The following is a 20,066-nucleotide window of genomic DNA, read 5'->3' on the forward strand; positions in this document are numbered from 1 at the left end:
TCAATGATTAAAGTATCCATTTTAACAAAGGACAATCAGTTCCAATCAATGGAAGTGAGCGGCCATGCGGGTTCCGGTGAACCGGGCTTTGACTTGGTGTGTGCTGGAGTAAGTAGTATTATGACTGGTGCACTTAATGGTTTCGATACTTTGGATAACACTGTTGACTTGACTATGACACAAGAACCACTTGTTAAAATTGAAATATTAAATCAATCTGATCTTAATCAAAAACTCTTTGAGTTTGTGTTGATTCAATTAAAAACAATTGAATTTGCACACCCAGAATATATTGAAATCAACGAAAAGGAGGTTATTTCATGAAATTCTTATTAGATATCCAATTATTTGCTTCTAAAAAGGGAGTAGGTTCAACAAAAAACGGTCGTGATTCACATTCAAAACGTCTTGGTTCAAAGGCTGCTGATGGACAAACCGTAACTGCTGGTACAATTCTTTACCGTCAACGTGGTACTAAGATTCATCCAGGTTCAAACGTTGGACGTGGTGGCGATGATACATTATTCGCTAAAGTTGAAGGCGTTGTTAGATTTGAACGTATCGGCAAAGGCCGTAAATGCGTTTCAGTTTACCCAGTTGCTTAAATTTTAAACCAAATCCCCTCTAAACCGGGGATTTTTAATTGAGAGGATGATATTATGTTTGTCGATCGCGTTAATATAAAAGTAATCGCAGGAGATGGTGGCGATGGTATGGCATCATTTCGTCGTGAGGCATTTGTGCCTCTTGGCGGACCATACGGTGGCGATGGTGGAAAAGGTGCAGATATTGTATTTGTTGCCGATTCCAATAAGTCTACATTATTAGACCTTCGTTTTAATCGTGTCATCAAAGGGAAACATGGCCAAGCAGGTAAGAACAAAAAAATGCATGGACGTGCTGCGGAACCTGTCATCTTAAAAGTTCCAGTAGGAACAGTCGTTTACGATGACGCAAAAGGTGTTGTTATTGCGGATTTAACGGAACATGGACAACGTGAGATTATCGCTCATGGTGGACGTGGTGGCCGTGGAAACACCCGCTTCGCAACTGCCAATAATCCTGCACCTCATTATGCTGAAAAAGGCGAATTGGGTGAAGAATTAGAAATTACAATTGAATTAAAACTCTTAGCAGATGTCGGAATTATTGGTTTTCCCTCTGTTGGAAAATCAACACTCTTATCTGTTATAACACGTGCAAAACCTGAAGTTGCAGATTACCACTTTACAACAATCGTTCCTAATTTAGGTATTGCTTCCAGTCCTGATGGCCGTTCTTTTGCGGTTGCTGATATGCCAGGATTGATTGAAGATGCCCATCTTGGAAAAGGTTTGGGTCATGTTTTTTTGAAACATATCGAGCGAACACGTGTTTTAGTACATGTTGTGGATATGGGTGCTGAAGATGGGCGTGATCCTGTTGAGGATTACCGAGTCATCAATGAAGAACTTGAAAAATATGATGCAACGCTTATGAATAAACCAATGGTGGTTGTGGCGAATAAAATGGACTTAGAGGTTTCTTCTGATAATCTTGAACGTTTTAAAGCCGCATATCCAGAAGTTGAAGTCTTTGAACTCATTACAATGGTTGGTGATGGAATTGAATCACTCCTTTATCGAGTTGCAGACATTCTTGATGAACATATTGAAGAAGCCGTTGTTGAGCAAAGTAAAGCGGTTGTCTATAAATATGAGGCACCTCGTAGAAGCTTTGAAATCGAGCGTATTAATGAAACAAAATGGCGTGTTAGCGGCGATAGTATCGACCGTATGTTCCGTCAATTTGATTTTGATTCAGAAGAATCGGCAGTTCAATTTGGTCTGTCCATGAAACGTTTAGGTGTTGACCAAGCACTTCGTGACGCTGGTGCACGTGATGGTGATGTTATTATTCTATCCGATGTACAGTTCATATTTGAAGAAGGCGAAGCCTACTAAAAGTAAACCCCGAGACACTCGGGGTTTTTTCATTAGAATTCCATATCGTAATCAGTACTCAATGAAGGCTAAATATGATAAAATATACACGGTGATAAAATGATCGCATATATATCAGGAACGGTCGTAAATCGGACCGAAGATGCAATAATTATTGATAATCAAGGAATTGGGTACTACATCTATTATGGTAGACCAGAAACAGTCGCACTAGATACACAAATGATTGTTCATACGTACCAACATGTACGTGAGGATGCAATCATTCTTTTTGGCTTTGAGAGTAGACAAGATCTTGCTGTGTTTACACAACTCATTAGCGTTAAAGGGGTTGGACCTAAAACTGGTCTGGCTATCTTATCGAAAGTATCGCCTCAAGATCTTATTCTTGCGGTCGATCAAGAAGATTTAAAGTTTTTAAAAACCCTGCCAGGTGTAGGACCAAAGATGGCATCACAAATATTACTAGATCTTAAAGGTAAATTTGTTTCTACAGGTAAGGATGCACCAAAAACAGAAAAAACATCACCAAACATTGAAGAAGCGATGGATGCGCTCATGACATTAGGTTTCAAGCGTGCTGAAGTTGGCTCCATTAAAAACGAACTCACGTTGTATGAGCAACAAGATGTAAATGCACTCATTAAGTACGGATTACAGTTAATGAATGCTAGAAGGCGAGGATAGGGATGACACGAGTTGTTTCGGGAGAACCGATAGAAACTAACCAAGACTTCGAAGAAGCGTTACGTCCACATTCCTTGGAAGAATACATTGGACAACATGCTCTAAAAGAAAATCTTAGAATTTTTATTGAAGCAGCACGCAATCGAAATGAAACAATTGATCATTTGCTTTTTTATGGACCTCCAGGTCTTGGAAAAACCACATTGGCTTATATCATTGCTCATGAGATGGAGACAGGTATTAAAGTTGCGAGCGGACCAAGTATTGAACGAAGTGGTGATCTTGCAGCAATATTATCAAGTTTAGACCCAGGAGATGTCCTCTTTATTGATGAAATTCACCGTCTACCTAAAGTTGTAGAGGAAGTGCTCTATTCTGCAATGGAAGATTTCTCCATAGACCTTGTCGTTGGAAAGGATTCGTCAACCCGAAGTATTCAAATTGATTTACCACCGTTTACACTTGTGGGTGCCACGACGCGTGCAGGAGACCTATCGAGTCCACTACGGGATCGATTTGGTATTATCTCAAAATTGGAATACTATTCGCAAGAAGAACTTGAGGATATCGTGACACGAACAGGTCGTGTTATGGAAACAGAAATTAAAGGTCTAGCAGTCTCTGAAGTAGCCAAACGTTCCCGTGGAACACCACGGATTGCAAACCGCTTATTCCGTCGTGTTCGTGACTTTGCCCAAGTTCTAAATGATAATCTTATCGATTTAGAAATTACACAACATGCTCTTGATAAACTCAAAGTAGATAGTTTGGGTCTTGATGATGTTGATTTACGCTATCTAAGAGGGATTATTGAACGGTTTGATGGTGGCCCTGTTGGAATTGAGGCACTGGCCGCATCAATCTCAGAAGAAACAATGACACTAGAGGACGTTTATGAACCTTATTTATTACAACTTGGATTTATTAATCGAACACCACGAGGCCGTGTCGCGACACCCAAAGCTTATGAGCATTTAAAAATCACGACACAAACTAGCCTTTTTGAACAGGAGTAACGTATGAAAATTTGTATTGTAACAGGCGGTAGTGGCGGACATATTTACCCTGCGATAACCTTTGCCGATTATGTAAAAAAGACAACTGATAATGAAATATTCTTTATTGGAAATGATCATAAAATGGAGTCGTGGATAGTGCCAGATTCGGGTTATCCGTTCTACTCAATTCACAATTTAGGACTTCAAGGAAGTAAAATTGATCGTATCAAGGCAGTTTTCTCACAATATGGTGCGTACAAAGCAGCAAAGAAACATCTAAAAGCACTTAAACCTGATGTTGTGATAGCGTTTGGTGGTTATGTAAGTGCACCTGTCGCGTTTGCTGCAAGTAAACTTAAAATACCTTTAGTATTGCATGAACAAAATGCATTTCCAGGTAAAGCGAATAAGATGGTTGCGGATAAAGCACAAGCAATTATTACATGCTATCCTGAAGCATTTTCAGACATGCCGCAAGTTCATTATCTTGGAAATCCTCGCGCATCATTAGTGCATGAAACGATTGATTCAATACCTGAGCAGACGCGTTTGAATTTGAAACCATCGTTACCTACTGTGCTGATTGTTATGGGTTCTCAAGGTTCGACATCAATGAATGAAAAATTAAAAACCTTTGTGAAAAAATTTGATAGCGACGCTTATCAAGTCATTGTAACAACTGGGCCATTGCATGTCGCTTCATTCAAAGAAGCGGTTGGAGACGTTCATGAAAATATTCGAATCGAAGGATTTGTGGACCAAAAGGCCTTACTTCCAATAGTAGATTTAATTGTATGTCGCAGTGGTGCATCAACGATTGCAGAAATTCAGTCGTTCGGTTTGGCATCTTTATTGATTCCAAGTCCACATGTTGCGAATAATCATCAGTATTACAATGCTAAATCATTATTTGATCAAGATGCTTGTGATATGATGCAAGAAAATGAAATTACTGAAACAAATCTTAACGAGCGCGTTGAATCACTTTTATCCGATTCATCACGACGCGAATCGTTAGGAAACAATGCACATAAAATGGCAATGCCAAATGCGGTGCGTGATATCACAGAACTGGTGACAAGGGTGGTGGACCAACAACGTGAGAAAAAACAAATTTGAACCAATTGAAGAGAATAACGGTGATGATTCACTAAAAAAAATCAAAGCGGATCTTGAACTTAAAAAGCGAGTCGAGAAGAAGCGAAAACGAAAGCGATTTATGTCACGATTCTTTAGACTTTGCATTGTTTTGGCAATTATTGCCAGTATTTATGCGTTTGATCAAAGTCAGTATTCGCGAATTCGCGAAATTCGGATTGAAGGAAACCAAGTTGTTTCGGAAACGGAAATTCGCGAAGCAATGGGTATAAATGAAGGGGACCGAATGATTCTCAAGCTTCCTTTTCTGGTAGATCGTAAGACATCATCGATACCGGGAGTTGATAATACATCGAGTAAGATGTATTATACACAAGGAATCTTAACCGTAAATGTTACAGAAGATGCAGCGATAGGGTATGAACCGACTGGAAATAACAATTTTAGAATATTATTTTCAAATGGAGAAGTGAAAGAAATATCAAAGGATTCACTATCCGCAATATTAGGTCTTCCAGTTTTCGTTGGATTTGATGAGAATACGCTTTCAAAGCAGTTATTAAACGCTTTTGGAGCATTGGATCCAGGAATTCTCAACGCAATATCTGAAGTACACATTGGGCAAGTTCAGTATGATCCAAGTGTGATGACACTGGTTATGAATAACAATTATACTGTTTTTATTAAGACAGAAACTTTACCTCAAATGAAGAGTTATGCTAGTATAGTAAGTGCTAATCAAACTGATGATCGCTGTATCATCATAAATGAACACGGGCCGACATCGGACTCGGCGATAGCAAGTATTGTACCGTGTACACCATAAAACAAAAAACAAACCTATATAAACATAGAGGAGGAGAAGAATATGGCAATCGAGAAAACAAATGAGTTTGGAAAGATTTCAGTTTCGAATGATGCAATTGCGATGCTAGCCGGAGGTGTCATAACAGAAAGTTATGGTGTCGTTGGTATGGCTTCTCAACAAGTATTTAAAGATGGACTTGCTGAGTTACTCAAAGGGGAAAATTACTCAAAAGGTGTAATCGTACGTAAAACCGATGCAGGTTACGATTTAGATGTTTACATTATTGTTAGTTATAATGTAAAAATCTCAGAAGTAGTTTTAGAAGTTCAAAAGAAAGCGAAGTATATGCTTGAAAAGTCATTACAACAAGAGTTCAACTCGATTAATGTCTTTGTTCAAGGGATCAAGGTAGTGAAATAATGAAAACAATAAATGGTGATATCTTTTTAAAGATGCTTCAAAGTGGAGCAAACAATCTAACAAATAAATACAACGAAATTAATGCGCTAAATGTTTTCCCTGTTCCAGATGGTGATACAGGTACAAACATGAACTTGACATTTACAAGTGGATTAAATGATGCGAAGAAAGTTATGACATCAAACATTGGTGAACTTTCAAAAACTTTATCTCGTGGACTTTTAATGGGAGCACGTGGAAACTCAGGAGTTATCCTTTCTCAAATTTCCCGTGGGTTTGCACAAGCTGTTGAAGGAAAAATGGAAGTTAATGTCAATGAATTGGCAGATGCTTTTGTTAACGGAAAAGTTGTCGCGTATAAAGCTGTTATGCGTCCAGTTGAGGGTACTATTTTAACTGTACTTCGTGAAAGTGCTGATGCTACTCGCAAATATGTAGATGAAAATCCAGAAATCGATGTAATCGAGTTTTTCGAAGTGTTAGTGCGTGAAGCAAATATTTCACTCGATAATACACCAGAACTCTTACCAGTTCTCAAAGAAGTTGGCGTTGTTGACAGTGGTGGTAAAGGTTATACGACAGTATTAGAAGGCTTCCTTTCAGAATTAAAAGGTGTTTCAATTGACCTTATTGAAGGTGCAAACGATATTGAAGCAGCTCAAACTGATTTCGAACACGATGAATTTGGTTACTGTACAGAATTTATTATTAAAGTAGATGAAACATCAACTGATCGTTATAACGAAGATAAACTGCGTTCACAATTGGAAGCAATTGGAAACTCACTCGTTGTTGTTACTGATGAAGACATCGTTAAAGTTCACGTTCATACATTAACTCCTGGTAATGCTTTGAATATTGGACAAAAATACGGAGAGTTTGTTAAATTAAAAATTGAAAACATGACGGAACAACACAATACAATTTTAGATGCTGAATCAAAAGCAAAAGAACTTGCACATAGCAAATATGCAATTGTTTCTGTAGCGGCAGGATCTGGTGTTGAAGCGATGTTTAAAGAGTTGCGTGCTGATCACATCATTAGTGGTGGTCAAACAATGAATCCATCGACAGAAGACTTCATTGCAAAAATTGAAAGTATCAATGCAGATCACATTTTCATCTTGCCAAATAACTCGAATATTATAATGGCAGCTAAACAAGCTCAAGATATTCTTGAGGATAAAGACATTCATGTACTTGAAACAAAAACAATTCCGCAAGGTCTTGCAGCATGTGTAATGTTCAATCCAGATGTTGATGTTCAAGAAAACCTAGAAGAAATGCTTGAAGCAATTTCAAATACAAAAACAGGTCAAGTAACCTATGCGATTAAAGACACGATGTTTGAATCACTTGAAATTAAAGCAAATGATTTCATGGGGATTCTCGAAAAAGATATCGTGGTTACAGGTACAGAACGTATCGAAGTAACACAATCTTTAATCGACAAACTTATTACAGAAGAAAACGAATTGGTAACATTAATCACAGGTGAAGGTGTTGCTGAAGAAGAAGTAGAAACTGTAGTAGCACATATTGAATCAAATTATGATGTCGAAGTTGAAGTCATTGACGGACAACAACCAGTTTACTCATACATTATTGGAGTTGAATAAGAGCGATTTTCGCTCTTTTCTCTTATATGAAATTAACTGATAAGCAAACTCGAATCATCGAGACTTTTGATTATTCATCACCTGAACAGTTTCTAAATCATTATCCTTACCGTTACGATTCGTATGAAACAAAGGCAATTGATGACTGGGTTGAAGGTGAAACTGTTGTATTTGAAGGAAAACTCGCATCTGGTTTTAGAACAGTGCGCTTCAAAGGAAATCAAAGTGTCACAAACTTCCAGGTATTCTCAGACGATACGTTAATTAAAGTGTCAATTTTCAATCGTCCTTTTTTGCGTGATTTCCACTATAAAGAAGGAATTGTCGTTATAGGAACGGTACAAAGTGATCACAAAGTAATGGCAAAAACTGTGACAAATAAACCTCTTGAGGAAACTTTGGGATTAAAACCGAGCTATCCATTAAAAGCAGGAATAAAAAATTACGAAGTAGAACGATTGATTAAAAAAATTTTAGAATCAATACGAATTGAGGAAACGGTTCCGACAATTTATAAAGAGGCATACCGACTTCAATCGAAGCAACAGGCACTGCAGTGGATTCATAGACCCCAAACCAAAGACCAACTTATGGCTGCACTTCGTACACTAAAGTATGAAGAGTTTTTGCGCTACCATTTATCAGTGGCACTGAATCAATCGGGTTTTTCATTTGGAATCGCGAAGGCAATCTCAAATGATGTGTTGATATCGTACTTAAATCAACTGCCATATGAATTAACAAAAAGTCAAAATGATGCGCTGTCTGAGATCTTGAATGATATTCGAAGTGACCAACAAATGCACCGGTTATTGCAAGGGGATGTTGGGTCTGGAAAAACAGTCGTTGCATTCTTAAGTGCGATTTCAGCTATTAAGGCAGGATACCAAGTTGTTTTTATGGTGCCAACAGAAATTCTTATGAACCAACATCTTGCGTCTTTCAAATCACTGTTTCCCGACATTACGGTAGTGGGACTCTCTCAAAATACTGAAGATCGGAAAATTTGTTTAGAAGGAATAATGGACGGGTCGGTATCTTTTGTAATTGGAACCCACGCAGTACTCACCGAAGATGTCGTCTTTGACAATCTTGGATATGTGATTATTGACGAGCAACATCGTTTTGGTGTGCGCCAACGACAAACTCTTATTGACAAAGGGAAGATGGTAGATGTACTGATGATGTCGGCGACGCCAATTCCTCGAACTTTAGCAAATAGTTTATATTTCGATTTAAGTGTATCGACAATTTCAGGTTATCCAAGCCATCGGAAGTTGACTGAAACAGTTGTGATTAAAGAAAACTCTCTACGTAGTATTATTAAAGATTTGAATCACGTGTTAGATGAAGGGGAACAAATTTATGTTGTCTGTGCTGCGATTGAAGAAGGAGAACGTCCAAATGTAAAAAATGTCCGTGACATCTACAAGAATTTGAGTCAAGTCTTTAAGGGGCGTCGTGTTGGGATGCTTCATGGTAAAATGACCAGTTTAGAAAAAGATACTGTGATGGCGGCGTTCAACGCAGGGCACATTGATATTCTTGTGACAACCACTGTTATTGAAGTGGGGGTAGATGTTCATAATGCGAATACAATGGTAATTTATAACGCAGAGCAGTTTGGATTGGCGACATTACATCAGCTGCGAGGTCGTGTAGGTCGTTGTCGAATTCAAGGCCGTTGTTTCTTGCTTAGCAGCTCTGATACAGATATTGCGGAAGCGCGATTGAATGCGTTGGCATCATCGCATGACGGATTCGAATTATCGATGATGGATATGCGTATGCGTGGAATTGGAGATGCATTGGGCTTTCGACAGTCGGGAGTTCCTAATTTCATTCTCGGTGACATTGAAAAAGATGAAAAAATATTGTACCAGGCAAAAATTGATGCGAAGCATATTTCCGAGGATAAAGAGAACCCAGAGTATAAAGCAATCATAAATTCGGTCTTATCACAAGACTATTTTAAGACAACTTAATCGTGTATAATAAACGCAGGTGATAAACATGACACAATGGGATTTATTGGATTCGTTAGGAATCCCTTATAACAATAAAAAATTAATAGAGCATGCTTTCGTGCATTCATCATATGTGAATGAAGCGCCGGTTGCACTTGAAGATAACGAACGTCTTGAGTTTATGGGTGATGCGGTTCTACAGATTACCGTTTCAGAACGTCTTTTCAAGCATCCGGACTATTTCAGTGAAGGTGATATGACACTTTATCGTGCCAAACTTGTTTGTGAAGAAGCGTTAGCTGATTACAGTCGACTTTTAAAATTAAATGACTATCTTTTACTGGGGACAGGAGAAGAACGTAATGGTGGCCGTCAGCGTCAGTCTATAATTGCTGATTTGTTTGAAAGTTTTATTGGTGCTGTCTATCTCGATAGTGGGATTGATAGTGTTAATAAAATACTGGATGTTGTTCTCAAAGAAGTCTTTGAAGATCTCCAGTCGTTGAGCATTACGGATTACAAATCGAAACTACAAGAATTTATTCAAGCGGATTCACGTAAGTCAGTAAGCTATGATGTCATTAATATTACGGGTCCTTCCAATGCTCCTGAGTTCGAAGTCGTCGTAAAATTGGATGACCTTATCTTTGGTCTTGGTAAAGGAACGAGTAAGAAAAAAGCAGAACAACAAGCTGCGAAAGATGCATTTCAAAAACTTGTAAAATAATAAAGGAGTGACGGTACGTGCAACAGTTATTAAATACAATCAAAATTAATAAAGACTATCTTCCATTTTATGAAGATGCAAGCGTCGAGTCAGTCCGTTATAATCAATCAGAAAAGGTACTCGAGTTAATCCTCAAGGTAAACAGTGTGTTACCTTTTTCTGTCTTTGAGGACTTCGTACGTAAATTACAACTTAACACTAAATCTAAGGCAAATGTGACGGTCATTGCGCAATCAATGACGATTACAGCTTTAGATATGAATCGTTATGTGAACCTTGTCGCATCACGCTTGGCATTGCGTGCCATAAAAGATGCGCACTATACACTTGATGATACCAATCTTACAATTATTTGCGATAATGAATCACATCGTTTAGATGCCGACCGTCAATTAGATGTACTTATAGAAGGTCTGAAAGATTTTGGAATTCATTGTGATGTTTTAACGCAAGTTCGTGTAGATAATCTTGAAAAAGAAATCGTTGTGATGCCACAAATGAAACGTCCAGATGATCATCAAGAACGGAAGACCGTATCGCGTCAGCCACGTCGTGGTGGTAAGGATTATAATACCGTCGCGATGGAAGTCTTGACCGATGAAGCACATAATGTGGCAGTTACGGGGGAAATTTTCGAAGTAGAAGTTCGCGAAACCCGTACTGGAAACTTCATTGTTAAATATTACATTTCAGATGGTAAAGCTGCGATTGTGATTACAGACTTTGCTAAAACTGAAGATGAAATTATCAAAAAAGGGAAATGTATCAAAGTTTACGGAAATTACATTTTTGAACCACGATTTGAAAAAGATTATGTTTTCAAAATGGATCGCTATGAAGAGGTTGGAGATATCTTTAAACGCTTTGATACAGCTCAAGAAAAGCGCGTTGAATTCCATCTCCATACCAAATTTTCCGAGATGGATGGAATTAGTGATGCATCAGAATATATGAAACAGGCTTTTGAATGGGGTCATCCTGGAATGATTATTACTGACCACACAGCTGTTCAGTCCTTTCCTAAGGCATATGGTGCTTTAAAGCGAATGCGTAAAGACTATCCAGATCATGATTTCAAACTGGGTTATGGTGTGGAAATGAATCTTGTTGATCAGGACCTTAAGATTGTGAGTCATGCTCAAGGTCAACCACTTCATAGTGGTGATTATGTTGCTTTTGACTTAGAAACAACTGGGTTATCGAACTTCTTTGATCATATCATTGAATTTGGTGCTGTTCGAATTCGAAATGGGAAAGTGGTCGAGAACTTCCAAACATTCGTGAAACCACCGATTCCGATTCGACCATTCATCACAGAACTTACGAGCATTTCAAATGATGATGTCAAAAATGCAAAACCGATTGAAACAGCAATTGATGATATTTTAAACTTTATGGGTGATGATCCTTTAATTGCTCACAACGCCCAGTTTGATATTGATTTCCTGCAAGAGACGTTACGAAAACTTGGCCGTAAACCGCTTCAAAATGCTGTCATTGACACGCTTGATTTAGCCCGTGCGATGTATGATAACCGACGTTCGTATCGTCTGGGTGCAATTGCACGTTTACTCAGAATTTCCTACGATGAGAGTGTTGCTCACCGTGCCGATTATGATGCGGAAGTGTTAAGTCTTGTCTTCTTAGAAATGATTCGTGATCCACGTTTGTCTGCATTCCAAGTTATTGATGATCTGCAAACTTTGAGTGACGAAAATGGTTATTCAAAAGTTCGTAAACATCATGCGAATGTTATTGCGAAAAATGAAGCTGGTATTAAAAGCCTTTATGAGTTGATTTCAATCTCACATACCAAAAATCTTGCGTTTTTTGGGAATACATCTAAAGGGGATGCTGTTATGGCTGAACCACGGATTATCAGAGAAGAGCTGACTGCACGCCGAGAAAATTTATTGATTGGTGCTGGATGTACCTCGTCTGAAGTGTTTGAAGTCGCAATGAACAAGAGTCAAGAAGCGTTGGATAAAACGATTGACTTTTATGACTATATAGAGATTATGCCTTTGGATTACTACGGTCCACAAATTTATATGGGACAGATTGAAAATAAAGAACGTTTAGAAGCCATACTCAACCGAATCATCGAAACTGCAACGCGCCTTAATAAACCAATAATTGCGGTAGGGAATGCGCACTATAACCATCCTAAAGAGAAAGTTATTCGTGATGTTTACATTCATTCTCAAGGAATTGGTGGATCAAGACACCCATTATTCATGTTTAATGAACAAAAACGAATGAATTTTGTGGCGCCAGATATGCATTTTAAATCAACCGATGAAATGCTGGCGGCGTTTGCTTGGTTAGGAGACCAAAAAGCCTATGATTTCGTCATTAAAAATCCTGTAAAACTTTTGGAGTCAATAGATGATGTGGCACCAAAAAAAGGAGAACTGTTCACACCAAAATTGGATAATTCTGATAAACTCTTAGAAGATATCGTTTATGAAAATGCGCATCGTATTTATGGAGACCAATTACCTGAAGTCGTAAGTTCACGAATTGAACGTGAATTGAAATCTATTTTTGGAAACGGATTTGGAGTTATTTACTATATTTCCCATCTTCTTGTAAAAAAATCTTTAGATGATGGCTATTTGGTTGGATCGCGGGGTTCGGTTGGATCATCGCTCGTTGCAACGCTTGCGGAAATCACGGAAGTTAACCCATTACCACCTCACTATATTTGCTTGAACTGTCATCATCAAGAGTTTTTCATGGATGGTAGTGTTTCAAGTGGCTACGATTTGCCAGAAAAAGTGTGCCCAAGTTGTGGTGAACCTTTAGTAGGTGATGGACAAGATATCCCATTTGAGACATTCCTTGGATTTGAGGGCGATAAAGTTCCTGATATTGACCTTAACTTTTCTGGTGAGTATCAAGAACATGCTCATAACTATACAAAAGAGATATTTGGGGAAGCCTATGTTTATCGCGCCGGAACCATTTCAACTGTTGCACAGAAAACCGCTTTTGGGTATGTGCTTGGCTACAATGAGAGTATGAATATTACCGATTCAACAAATGCATGGAATACTTATCTCGCCTACGGTGCTGAGGGTGTCAAACGAACTACTGGACAACATCCAGGTGGTATCATCGTTGTTCCAGATTATATGGACGTTCACGACTTTACTCCGATTCAATATCCAGCAAACAATCCCGAGTCATCGTGGTATACAACTCATTTTGAGTTCCACGATATTGATGACAACGTCCTAAAACTGGATATTCTTGGACATGTGGATCCTACGGCTATGAAAATGCTCGAACGCCTTACTGGAATTGATGTTAAAACAGTTCCGATGAATGACGTTCCAACGTTATCGCTCTTTAATAGTACAGAGGCACTTCATGTCGATGAACGAAACTATCACGAGATTACGGGTGGACTTGGACTTCCTGAGTTTGGAACACCGTTTGTTCGTGGTATGCTTGAAGCGACGAAACCGGATAAGTTTTCAGATTTAGTTCGTATATCCGGACTTTCTCATGGTACGGATGTTTGGCGTACGAATGCGGAAGACTTGATCAAAGATAAAGGCATGACACTGGATGAAGTTATAGGATGTCGGGATGATATTATGGTTTATCTTATGCATGCAGGATTACCAGCGAAAGAAGCTTTCGATATTATGGAAAGTGTTCGTAAAGGAAAAGGATTACGCGAGAACTGGATTGAATCCATGCGTAAGAATAATGTTCCAGAATGGTATATTGATTCATGTTTGAAAATTAAGTATATGTTCCCGAAAGCCCATGCCGTGGCTTATGTTATGATGGCAAATCGTGTAGCATGGTTCAAAGTTCACCACCCAAGAGCTTACTATTGTTCATACTTTACGCTACGTGTTAATGCGCATGAGATTGAAACACAAACCACAAACATCGAAACAGTTCAAAGTCGGATCAACAATATTAACACGCGTTTGAAAAATTTTGAAACTAAAAATCAAGTCACAATCAAAGAGAAGAACTTGATTGATACATTAGAAGTTACTTTAGAGTTAATGAGTCGTGGATTTAAGATTAGTCCATTAGACTTGTACTATTCTGATGCAACTGAGTATAAACTTGATCCACGTGATGAGACAGCGATTATTCCACCATTCAACGTCGTTGATGGACTTGGAAATAACGTTGCAAATCAGATCGTGCGTGCTCGTGAAGAGCGAGAGTTTATATCTAAAAAAGATCTGATGTCTCGCGGTGGAATATCTGCGACAACAGTCAAAAAACTTGATGAACTTGGTGTCACTGATCACTTACAAGAAACCAATCAAATGAGTTTATTCTAGAATCTCTCAAGATTTTATGACATCTTAAACATAAAAGAGTGCAAGTTGCACTCTTTTTTCTGTGAAACGATAGAGACACGCTATAATAAGATAAAGAGAGGGTGATAATCTTGAAGAGGCTAAAACTCGAGTCTTTAATGATGCAAGTATTGATGATGTTTCTTGTTTCGATATTAATATTTTTTATGACCACTTTGTTTGCTACAAAGTTGAGCTTTGAGTGGGGGATGTTGTGGTTTGGTATGGGTCTTGTACTCTTAACCATATTTATTCATAGTGCTGCATATACCAATAGTCATTACAAAACACTATATATTGTGTGTTTTGTAGTCAATATGATTGGGACTGGATTATCTTTTGGAACATATTTTAATGTAGAATCTGTCATATTTCGTGGCTATTTAGTTCCATTAGTTGTTGTCGGAAGCTTTTTAATCGCTTATCTTTATACCTTGCTGTATCAACAACGTATAGGAATGACAATGACTCATGTTCGGGATTTATTTATAGTTTTGATTATCTTGGGTATGGTTGCAACGTTTGGTTTTTGGGTCGAAGGAAGCTATATTGATTTAGCGTTGATGGTTCTCTTTGCTGGAATTTATCTCTTGGCATACATCGCATTTCTGCACTTCTTATTGAAAAGCGGAGAAGTGTATCGACTCGCATCTTTTTACAGTTTCGGTATTTATATAATTATTACGATTGTGGTGATTTCAATTCTACTTGAAGATGGTTTCGCTGTTGAAGCATTCTTCACGTCTGGGGATGGAAATACGACAAAACAAAATCAAAACATCAATTGATTTTGACTGTTGATTCGTAAATATTATAAGAGACTGTATCCTGGATATTGTAATGGACATGGTTTTGAAACATTTCATAAAAACAAAGCCACCAAGTAGGTGGCTTTAACTATTTAATTGCAGACTGGTTTTGCGTGTTGGTTACAGTCATAAGAATACTTAAAATTACGAGGATGATAGGTAGTCCAATAAATAGCACAAACACTATAAATGGTACGATTCCGCCGGTTGTATAGTAAGAAATAGCAAATCTACCACGTGATAAAGCATGGAGCTCCAACAATTGCTGCGACATTTGAGATAATGCATGAATAGCAAGAGTTGTGATGTACGCGTACATCAATAGTTGCGATGTTCGGGAGTTTCGTTGAATACGAATGGCTGAGAGCAACATAATTATGAATAAATATAAGAAATAGACGATAACATAGGGCATCGAAGCTACACTGCGATGAAGGTATGTCCAAGATTCATCAGCGGCGTTAAATCCCACACCCCATATCCCTAACATGTAAAGCGGAAAAATGAAAAGGGTGAGAACAATAATAATTATATCGAGATGTTTTTGTTTCATGATTGACCTCCTTGATGAATCCAGCTTTGGTTGGCAGCATTGATACGGATCGAAAGTTGATCTTTTAGAGGAATCGTTAGTGTGATGCTTTGCTCTTGGTGAGCTGGAATGGTCACATTTAGAGGTTCTAAAACCTCACGTGAAACCATGGTTGTGCCATCTGTGATTAGTATCGGATTAAAAGCTGAAAACGTTTGGGGTATTGATGTCGTGTTGGTTATTACGAATGTAATGTCTGTACTATCTGGTTTCTGAGCTACTGGTTTGATATCAATGAGCCAAGTGTTATCAACAAGATACAAATGTGTATTTGGAACAGTGCTGACATTGGTATGGAAGTTGTAGGCGTTAAGCGCTGTTGTTGTTAAATATTTTAAATTAGGAGTTAAATAGCTATTTGCGTTAAATGATAGTGATTTGATATTGTTGATGGTGATGCTACTAAAGTTAGCAGGTAACTCATCATTATAGTGATTTTCAAATGATCGGAATGCCTGTTCTTGGTCTAGAAAAATTTCATAGCCAAATCTGTTTACACATACGTCAATATCTTCCAAAACTGAAGGGTATGGATCACTGACACATTGTTGAGTGAGCGTTTGAGCAGCATTAATTGTATTTGTGTAAACAATCAAAAATGCACCGAAGACAAATGTTGCAATTATTGTAACTGTGAAGCCTCCATGAGATAAGACGAAGCGGCGTCTTGGTGATTGTTTTAAAGCAGATCGGGCGTTGTAGGTTAGAGCTGAGCGTTGATATTGCCAAAAGATTAAAATAAGTCCGATGACGACCAACACTTTTAAATAAAGATTAGTAAGGTTCATATAGGTCCTCCTAGATACCGATGTGTTCTTTGAACGCATGATAATAAGTTCGATTAACGTCATGCCATGAACCAGTAACTTTCACAGCATATTTCATATTCAATTTAACACGAATATCAGTGATATAATGTAAATTGATGACCGTGAATTTATTGATTCGTAAAAGGGGTAAGACTTCAAATGTTTTGAGCGGATCATGAGTATAAAAAGATTCCGTATCAGTCTCAACCAACAAACTAGATTCTTGGGTCGTAACGGTTCTGATTTCGTCGCTATTCAAATACTGTGTTGTATGGCCATTGGTTACTAAAAAACGTTGATTGTTTTCGTATAAAACATACTCACCATTCTCTGTCACAATTTCGGCATGTTTTAACGATTCAACAATATTATCGGAAGCGATGCCACGTCCAAGTTGAATTTTCATAAGGTCACCTCTTACAGTTATCATACTGAGTAAAAACATGAAATACAATGTGTTACCCTTAAGTTACGTGAAATGCACGATATTCTACATAATATGCATTAATGAGTGCTTCAAAGGTCAATTAAGACCCACGTCAATATATTTGCAAACAACGAAATAATAGTCTATAATATTAGTATACTTTGAAACAAGGAGTGGTCACGCCACTCCTTATATATTGTCTTAAGGAGCGATTATGGAAAAGTATTTGGAAAAATTACAACCAGTTGCGAATGAGATGGGCTTAAATATTATCGATATTGAGTATATCGGTAAGGACATTCTTGACATTAGCATTGCACGTCAAGACTTTGAATCCGTTGATTTAAATATGTGCGCGGCGGCTGCACAAGCATTTGGTGAAGCAATAGATTTTGAAATCAGTTTGGATGTTGGTTCAGCAGGTGCTGAACGAATGATTGAACCTGATGATTACAAAGATGTAGAAGGTCAGTATGTGTTCATTCAATTCAAGAACACATTTAAAGATGCTGAAAATGTGGAAGGTACTGTAGTCAGTGTTAGTGATGATGCTGTCGTTGTATCCTATCGCGTTAAAACAGCGCTTAAAGAAGTAACAATTGAACGTTTAAACATTAAATACCTGCGCCTTGCAGTTAAAGTATAAGGAGAAATTTTTAGATGAACGTTAAAAATGTCATATTAGCGATGCAAGAAATTGAAAACAATCGCAATATTTCAAAAGAAGTAATTATTGAAGCGTTACAAGACTCATTAGTGAAAGCTTATCGCCGTCAAATAGGCGTTCCTGATGCGATTGTCGAAGTAATAATTGATCCCAATTCTGAAGAGATGCGTCTATTCCACAATTTCCTTGTGGTTGAAGAAGTTGAAGACGATGAATTGGAAAAAGGAATCCATGAACTCGAAGACAATAGTCAAGGTTTAAAAGTTGGAGATTGGTATAAAGAAGAACAACCAATCGTTGAATTAGGTCGTGCTGCAGCAACTCAAGCTAAGAACGTGATTAAACAAAAAATTCGTGAAGCTGAGAAACAAGCTGTGTATGACGAGTACATTGATCAACTTGGTGAAATGGTCATGGCAATGGTTGAAAGTGTTGAAGAAAAATTTGTTGTCGTCAACCTTGGAAAATCATTGGCGGTGATGCCACGTGCAGCACAAATCGAAGGGGAAATGTACCGTGAAGGACATACCCTAAAAGTTGTTATAACAGATGTAAACAAAGATACTAAAGGAGCTCAAATCTTAGTATCACGTGCAGATGCAATGCTTGTACGCCGTCTGTTTGAAAATGAAGTTCCTGAAATTTTTGATGGTCAGGTCGAAATCAAAGCGATTGCACGCGAAGCGGGCGAACGTACGAAGGTTGCTGTATATTCACACGATCCAGATATTGATCCTATTGGAGCATGTATTGGACCACGTGGACAACGTGTACAAGCAATTATCGAAGAGCTTAAAGGTGAAAAAATTGATATCTTTGAGTGGAGCGAAGACATGATTGAACTTGTTAAGAATGCATTGGCACCTGCGGAAATTATTGCAGTTTTCCCAAATGAAGAGAACAAAGGTCTTGTCGTAATTGTCGATGATTCACAATTATCATTAGCAATTGGTAAGCGTGGTAAAAATGCCCGTCTTGCAGTTCGCTTAACAAAACAACGAATTGATATTAAATCAGTATCTGAAGCACAAAATGAAGGCGTTGACTACGTGTCATTAATGGCAGCTTACCAAGCAGAAATTAATGAAAAAATGGCTCCGAAAGTTGAAGAAACGGTCGAAGCGGTCGTTGAAATGGATACAATGGATGAAACTGAAGTAAGTACTGAAGAAGTTGTCGCTGAAACAGTAGCAACAGATGTACCAGCTGATGAAGTCATTGAAGAGACTGTAGAAGTTGAAGTGGCTCCTGAAGTTGTTGTTGAAGAAACATCGGAAGAAACAACAAAAATTGAACGTAAAGATATTTTCCGTCCTCGTACAGAGTATGTCTCCAAGTTTGAAGAATTGGCAAATACTTCACGCCAAGAAGAGCAACAAGTCCGTCGTCGTAAACCACGTCGTGATAAAGATGAAGAAAAACCTGTTAATACAGCTGAGCTTCTCAAAGAAATGGAATATGAAATTGTTCCGGAGTATACAAAAGAAGAACTTGAAGAAATTAACCGTCAAAAAGAAGTTGAAGACAACTCATGGTATGAGGATGAAATCGACTTCGATGAATTTGACAACTATTACGATCAAGAATAGGAATTATTATGAAAATAATTCCAATGCGTAAATGTGTTGTAACACAAGAGCAATTTCCGAAAAAGGACCTTCTGCGAATCGTTTTGACCCCAGAAGGAACCGTAGAAATTGATGAAACAGGCCGTAAAAATGGCCGAGGGGCGTACATTTCACGTAAACCTGAAACTGTTTCACTTGCAATGAAAAATAGGGCACTTGACCGGGCTTTAAAAACCAAGGTCGACGATGCTATTTACGAAATGTTGGGTGAATATGTTAAATAAAGAAAAATTTCTAAACGGTCTCGGCCTATGTCGCCGTGCCGGTAAAATCGTAGCTGGTGACGAATTGTTGCCTGCAATTCAAAAACGCAACGTTAAGTTAGTTGTGCTAGCTGACAATGCATCTGAACGTACGAAGAAACAAATTATCGATAAAAGTAAAACGGCAAATGTTGATGTTGTCACGGGTATTTCAAAAGAAGAACTTTCGTGGGCCATAGGCATGGATAACCGTGTTGCAATCGGTATTTCAGACACAGGTTTGGTGAAGGTATTAAAAACGAACTTATAGAAAATAGAGGTGACTGT

The 20,066-nt window shown here is 38.1% G+C and carries 20 protein-coding genes; 17 read left to right on the plus strand and 3 right to left on the minus strand.

The features are described 5' to 3' along the window. Positions 1–3 precede the first annotated feature (3 nt). The 13 genes from GVV19_RS05520 to GVV19_RS05580 all read left to right on the plus strand — a co-directional run bounded on the left by GVV19_RS05520 (position 4) and on the right by GVV19_RS05580 (position 15,392). Positions 4–324, plus strand: coding sequence for a ribosomal-processing cysteine protease Prp (locus tag GVV19_RS05520; RefSeq protein WP_159636343.1), 321 nt, complete (start codon positions 4–6; stop codon positions 322–324). After that, positions 321–605: a 50S ribosomal protein L27 gene (gene rpmA, locus GVV19_RS05525; RefSeq protein ID WP_159636341.1), complete on the plus strand. Its 285-nt coding sequence runs from the start codon at positions 321–323 to the stop codon at positions 603–605. The genes GVV19_RS05520 and rpmA overlap by 4 nt, the downstream gene beginning before the upstream one ends. Positions 606–659: 54 nt before the next feature. Further along, positions 660–1,943: a GTPase ObgE gene (gene obgE / locus GVV19_RS05530; RefSeq protein WP_159646123.1), complete on the plus strand. Its 1,284-nt coding sequence runs from the start codon at positions 660–662 to the stop codon at positions 1,941–1,943. A 99-nt stretch (positions 1,944–2,042) separates the two neighbouring features. Next, positions 2,043–2,630: a Holliday junction branch migration protein RuvA gene (gene ruvA, locus GVV19_RS05535; protein WP_159646126.1), complete on the plus strand. Its 588-nt coding sequence runs from the start codon at positions 2,043–2,045 to the stop codon at positions 2,628–2,630. A gap of 2 nt (positions 2,631–2,632) precedes the next feature. After that, a complete protein-coding gene (gene ruvB / locus GVV19_RS05540; RefSeq protein ID WP_159636335.1) occupies positions 2,633–3,646 on the plus strand; it encodes a Holliday junction branch migration DNA helicase RuvB in 1,014 nt (337 codons plus the stop codon). A gap of 3 nt (positions 3,647–3,649) precedes the next feature. Beyond that, positions 3,650–4,747, plus strand: coding sequence for an undecaprenyldiphospho-muramoylpentapeptide beta-N-acetylglucosaminyltransferase (murG, locus tag GVV19_RS05545; protein WP_159646129.1), 1,098 nt, complete (start codon positions 3,650–3,652; stop codon positions 4,745–4,747). Beyond that, positions 4,728–5,552 carry a cell division protein FtsQ/DivIB gene (locus tag GVV19_RS05550; protein ID WP_159646132.1) on the plus strand — a complete coding sequence of 275 codons (825 nt, stop codon included), beginning with the start codon at positions 4,728–4,730 and terminating at the stop codon, positions 5,550–5,552. The genes murG and GVV19_RS05550 overlap by 20 nt, the downstream gene beginning before the upstream one ends. 42 nt (positions 5,553–5,594) lie before the next feature. Next, on the plus strand, positions 5,595–5,954 hold the full coding sequence (locus GVV19_RS05555; protein WP_159636329.1) for an Asp23/Gls24 family envelope stress response protein: 360 nt from the start codon (positions 5,595–5,597) through the stop codon (positions 5,952–5,954). Next, the gene (locus GVV19_RS05560) at positions 5,954–7,573 is read left to right on the plus strand and encodes a DAK2 domain-containing protein (RefSeq protein ID WP_159646135.1); all 1,620 of its coding nucleotides are present in this window, start codon (positions 5,954–5,956) and stop codon (positions 7,571–7,573) included. The genes GVV19_RS05555 and GVV19_RS05560 overlap by 1 nt, the downstream gene beginning before the upstream one ends. Positions 7,574–7,599: 26 nt before the next feature. After that, positions 7,600–9,558 (plus strand): ATP-dependent DNA helicase RecG, encoded by a 1,959-nt coding sequence (locus GVV19_RS05565; RefSeq protein WP_159646138.1) that lies wholly within the window; start codon positions 7,600–7,602, stop codon positions 9,556–9,558. Positions 9,559–9,586: 28 nt separating this feature from the next. Further along, a complete protein-coding gene (rnc, locus tag GVV19_RS05570; protein WP_159646141.1) occupies positions 9,587–10,267 on the plus strand; it encodes a ribonuclease III in 681 nt (226 codons plus the stop codon). A gap of 17 nt (positions 10,268–10,284) precedes the next feature. Beyond that, positions 10,285–14,586 carry a PolC-type DNA polymerase III gene (locus GVV19_RS05575; RefSeq protein ID WP_159646144.1) on the plus strand — a complete coding sequence of 1,434 codons (4,302 nt, stop codon included), beginning with the start codon at positions 10,285–10,287 and terminating at the stop codon, positions 14,584–14,586. 110 nt (positions 14,587–14,696) lie between these two features. Next, positions 14,697–15,392 (plus strand): hypothetical protein, encoded by a 696-nt coding sequence (locus GVV19_RS05580; protein WP_159646147.1) that lies wholly within the window; start codon positions 14,697–14,699, stop codon positions 15,390–15,392. A 109-nt stretch (positions 15,393–15,501) separates the two neighbouring features. On the opposite strand, the gene GVV19_RS05585 is transcribed toward GVV19_RS05580, so the two are convergent. From GVV19_RS05585 to GVV19_RS05595, 3 genes are read right to left on the minus strand one after another with little or no spacing between them, the layout of a single operon-like run. Then, positions 15,502–15,966: a hypothetical protein gene (locus GVV19_RS05585; protein ID WP_159646150.1), complete on the minus strand. Its 465-nt coding sequence runs from the start codon at positions 15,964–15,966 to the stop codon at positions 15,502–15,504. Then, positions 15,963–16,793: a hypothetical protein gene (locus GVV19_RS05590; RefSeq protein WP_159646153.1), complete on the minus strand. Its 831-nt coding sequence runs from the start codon at positions 16,791–16,793 to the stop codon at positions 15,963–15,965. Before GVV19_RS05590 ends, GVV19_RS05585 begins: the two co-directional genes overlap by 4 nt. A 10-nt stretch (positions 16,794–16,803) precedes the next feature. After that, positions 16,804–17,220 (minus strand): LytTR family transcriptional regulator DNA-binding domain-containing protein, encoded by a 417-nt coding sequence (locus GVV19_RS05595; RefSeq protein ID WP_159646156.1) that lies wholly within the window; start codon positions 17,218–17,220, stop codon positions 16,804–16,806. A 235-nt stretch (positions 17,221–17,455) separates the two neighbouring features. Here GVV19_RS05595 and GVV19_RS05600 point away from each other — a divergent pair, with 235 nt between their 5' ends. The 4 genes from GVV19_RS05600 to GVV19_RS05615 are packed head-to-tail and all read left to right on the plus strand — an operon-like array spanning position 17,456 to position 20,049. Next, positions 17,456–17,887, plus strand: a complete 432-nt coding sequence (locus GVV19_RS05600; RefSeq protein ID WP_159636311.1) for a ribosome assembly cofactor RimP — start codon at positions 17,456–17,458, stop codon at positions 17,885–17,887. A 14-nt stretch (positions 17,888–17,901) separates the two neighbouring features. Then, positions 17,902–19,497, plus strand: a complete 1,596-nt coding sequence (gene nusA, locus GVV19_RS05605; protein WP_159646159.1) for a transcription termination factor NusA — start codon at positions 17,902–17,904, stop codon at positions 19,495–19,497. Between the two features lie 8 nt (positions 19,498–19,505). Beyond that, positions 19,506–19,760, plus strand: a complete 255-nt coding sequence (gene rnpM / locus GVV19_RS05610) for an RNase P modulator RnpM (RefSeq protein ID WP_159646162.1) — start codon at positions 19,506–19,508, stop codon at positions 19,758–19,760. Further along, positions 19,750–20,049, plus strand: a complete 300-nt coding sequence (locus GVV19_RS05615) for a L7Ae/L30e/S12e/Gadd45 family ribosomal protein (protein WP_236261703.1) — start codon at positions 19,750–19,752, stop codon at positions 20,047–20,049. Before rnpM ends, GVV19_RS05615 begins: the two co-directional genes overlap by 11 nt. The last annotated feature ends 17 nt before the right edge of the window (positions 20,050–20,066 follow it).

Source organism: Erysipelothrix anatis (assembly GCF_009828745.1).
Lineage (GTDB): Bacteria > Bacillota_I > Bacilli_A > Erysipelotrichales > Erysipelotrichaceae > Erysipelothrix > Erysipelothrix anatis.

What these genes read in the sequence shown, in the direction of transcription:
- GVV19_RS05615 (WP_236261703.1), top strand. Translation starts at nt 19,750, where the DNA reads ATGTTAAATAAAGAAAAATTTCTAAACGGTCTCGGCCTATGTCGCCGT.
- obgE (WP_159646123.1), top strand. Translation starts at nt 660, where the DNA reads ATGTTTGTCGATCGCGTTAATATAAAAGTAATCGCAGGAGATGGTGGC.
- GVV19_RS05595 (WP_159646156.1), bottom strand. Translation starts at nt 17,220, where the DNA reads ATGAAAATTCAACTTGGACGTGGCATCGCTTCCGATAATATTGTTGAA.
- ruvA (WP_159646126.1), top strand. Translation starts at nt 2,043, where the DNA reads ATGATCGCATATATATCAGGAACGGTCGTAAATCGGACCGAAGATGCA.
- GVV19_RS05565 (WP_159646138.1), top strand. Translation starts at nt 7,600, where the DNA reads ATGAAATTAACTGATAAGCAAACTCGAATCATCGAGACTTTTGATTAT.
- GVV19_RS05600 (WP_159636311.1), top strand. Translation starts at nt 17,456, where the DNA reads ATGGAAAAGTATTTGGAAAAATTACAACCAGTTGCGAATGAGATGGGC.
- GVV19_RS05560 (WP_159646135.1), top strand. Translation starts at nt 5,954, where the DNA reads ATGAAAACAATAAATGGTGATATCTTTTTAAAGATGCTTCAAAGTGGA.
- GVV19_RS05585 (WP_159646150.1), bottom strand. Translation starts at nt 15,966, where the DNA reads ATGAAACAAAAACATCTCGATATAATTATTATTGTTCTCACCCTTTTC.
- rpmA (WP_159636341.1), top strand. Translation starts at nt 321, where the DNA reads ATGAAATTCTTATTAGATATCCAATTATTTGCTTCTAAAAAGGGAGTA.
- rnc (WP_159646141.1), top strand. Translation starts at nt 9,587, where the DNA reads ATGACACAATGGGATTTATTGGATTCGTTAGGAATCCCTTATAACAAT.
- GVV19_RS05555 (WP_159636329.1), top strand. Translation starts at nt 5,595, where the DNA reads ATGGCAATCGAGAAAACAAATGAGTTTGGAAAGATTTCAGTTTCGAAT.
- ruvB (WP_159636335.1), top strand. Translation starts at nt 2,633, where the DNA reads ATGACACGAGTTGTTTCGGGAGAACCGATAGAAACTAACCAAGACTTC.
- rnpM (WP_159646162.1), top strand. Translation starts at nt 19,506, where the DNA reads ATGAAAATAATTCCAATGCGTAAATGTGTTGTAACACAAGAGCAATTT.
- nusA (WP_159646159.1), top strand. Translation starts at nt 17,902, where the DNA reads ATGAACGTTAAAAATGTCATATTAGCGATGCAAGAAATTGAAAACAAT.
- murG (WP_159646129.1), top strand. Translation starts at nt 3,650, where the DNA reads ATGAAAATTTGTATTGTAACAGGCGGTAGTGGCGGACATATTTACCCT.
- GVV19_RS05590 (WP_159646153.1), bottom strand. Translation starts at nt 16,793, where the DNA reads ATGAACCTTACTAATCTTTATTTAAAAGTGTTGGTCGTCATCGGACTT.
- GVV19_RS05520 (WP_159636343.1), top strand. Translation starts at nt 4, where the DNA reads ATGATTAAAGTATCCATTTTAACAAAGGACAATCAGTTCCAATCAATG.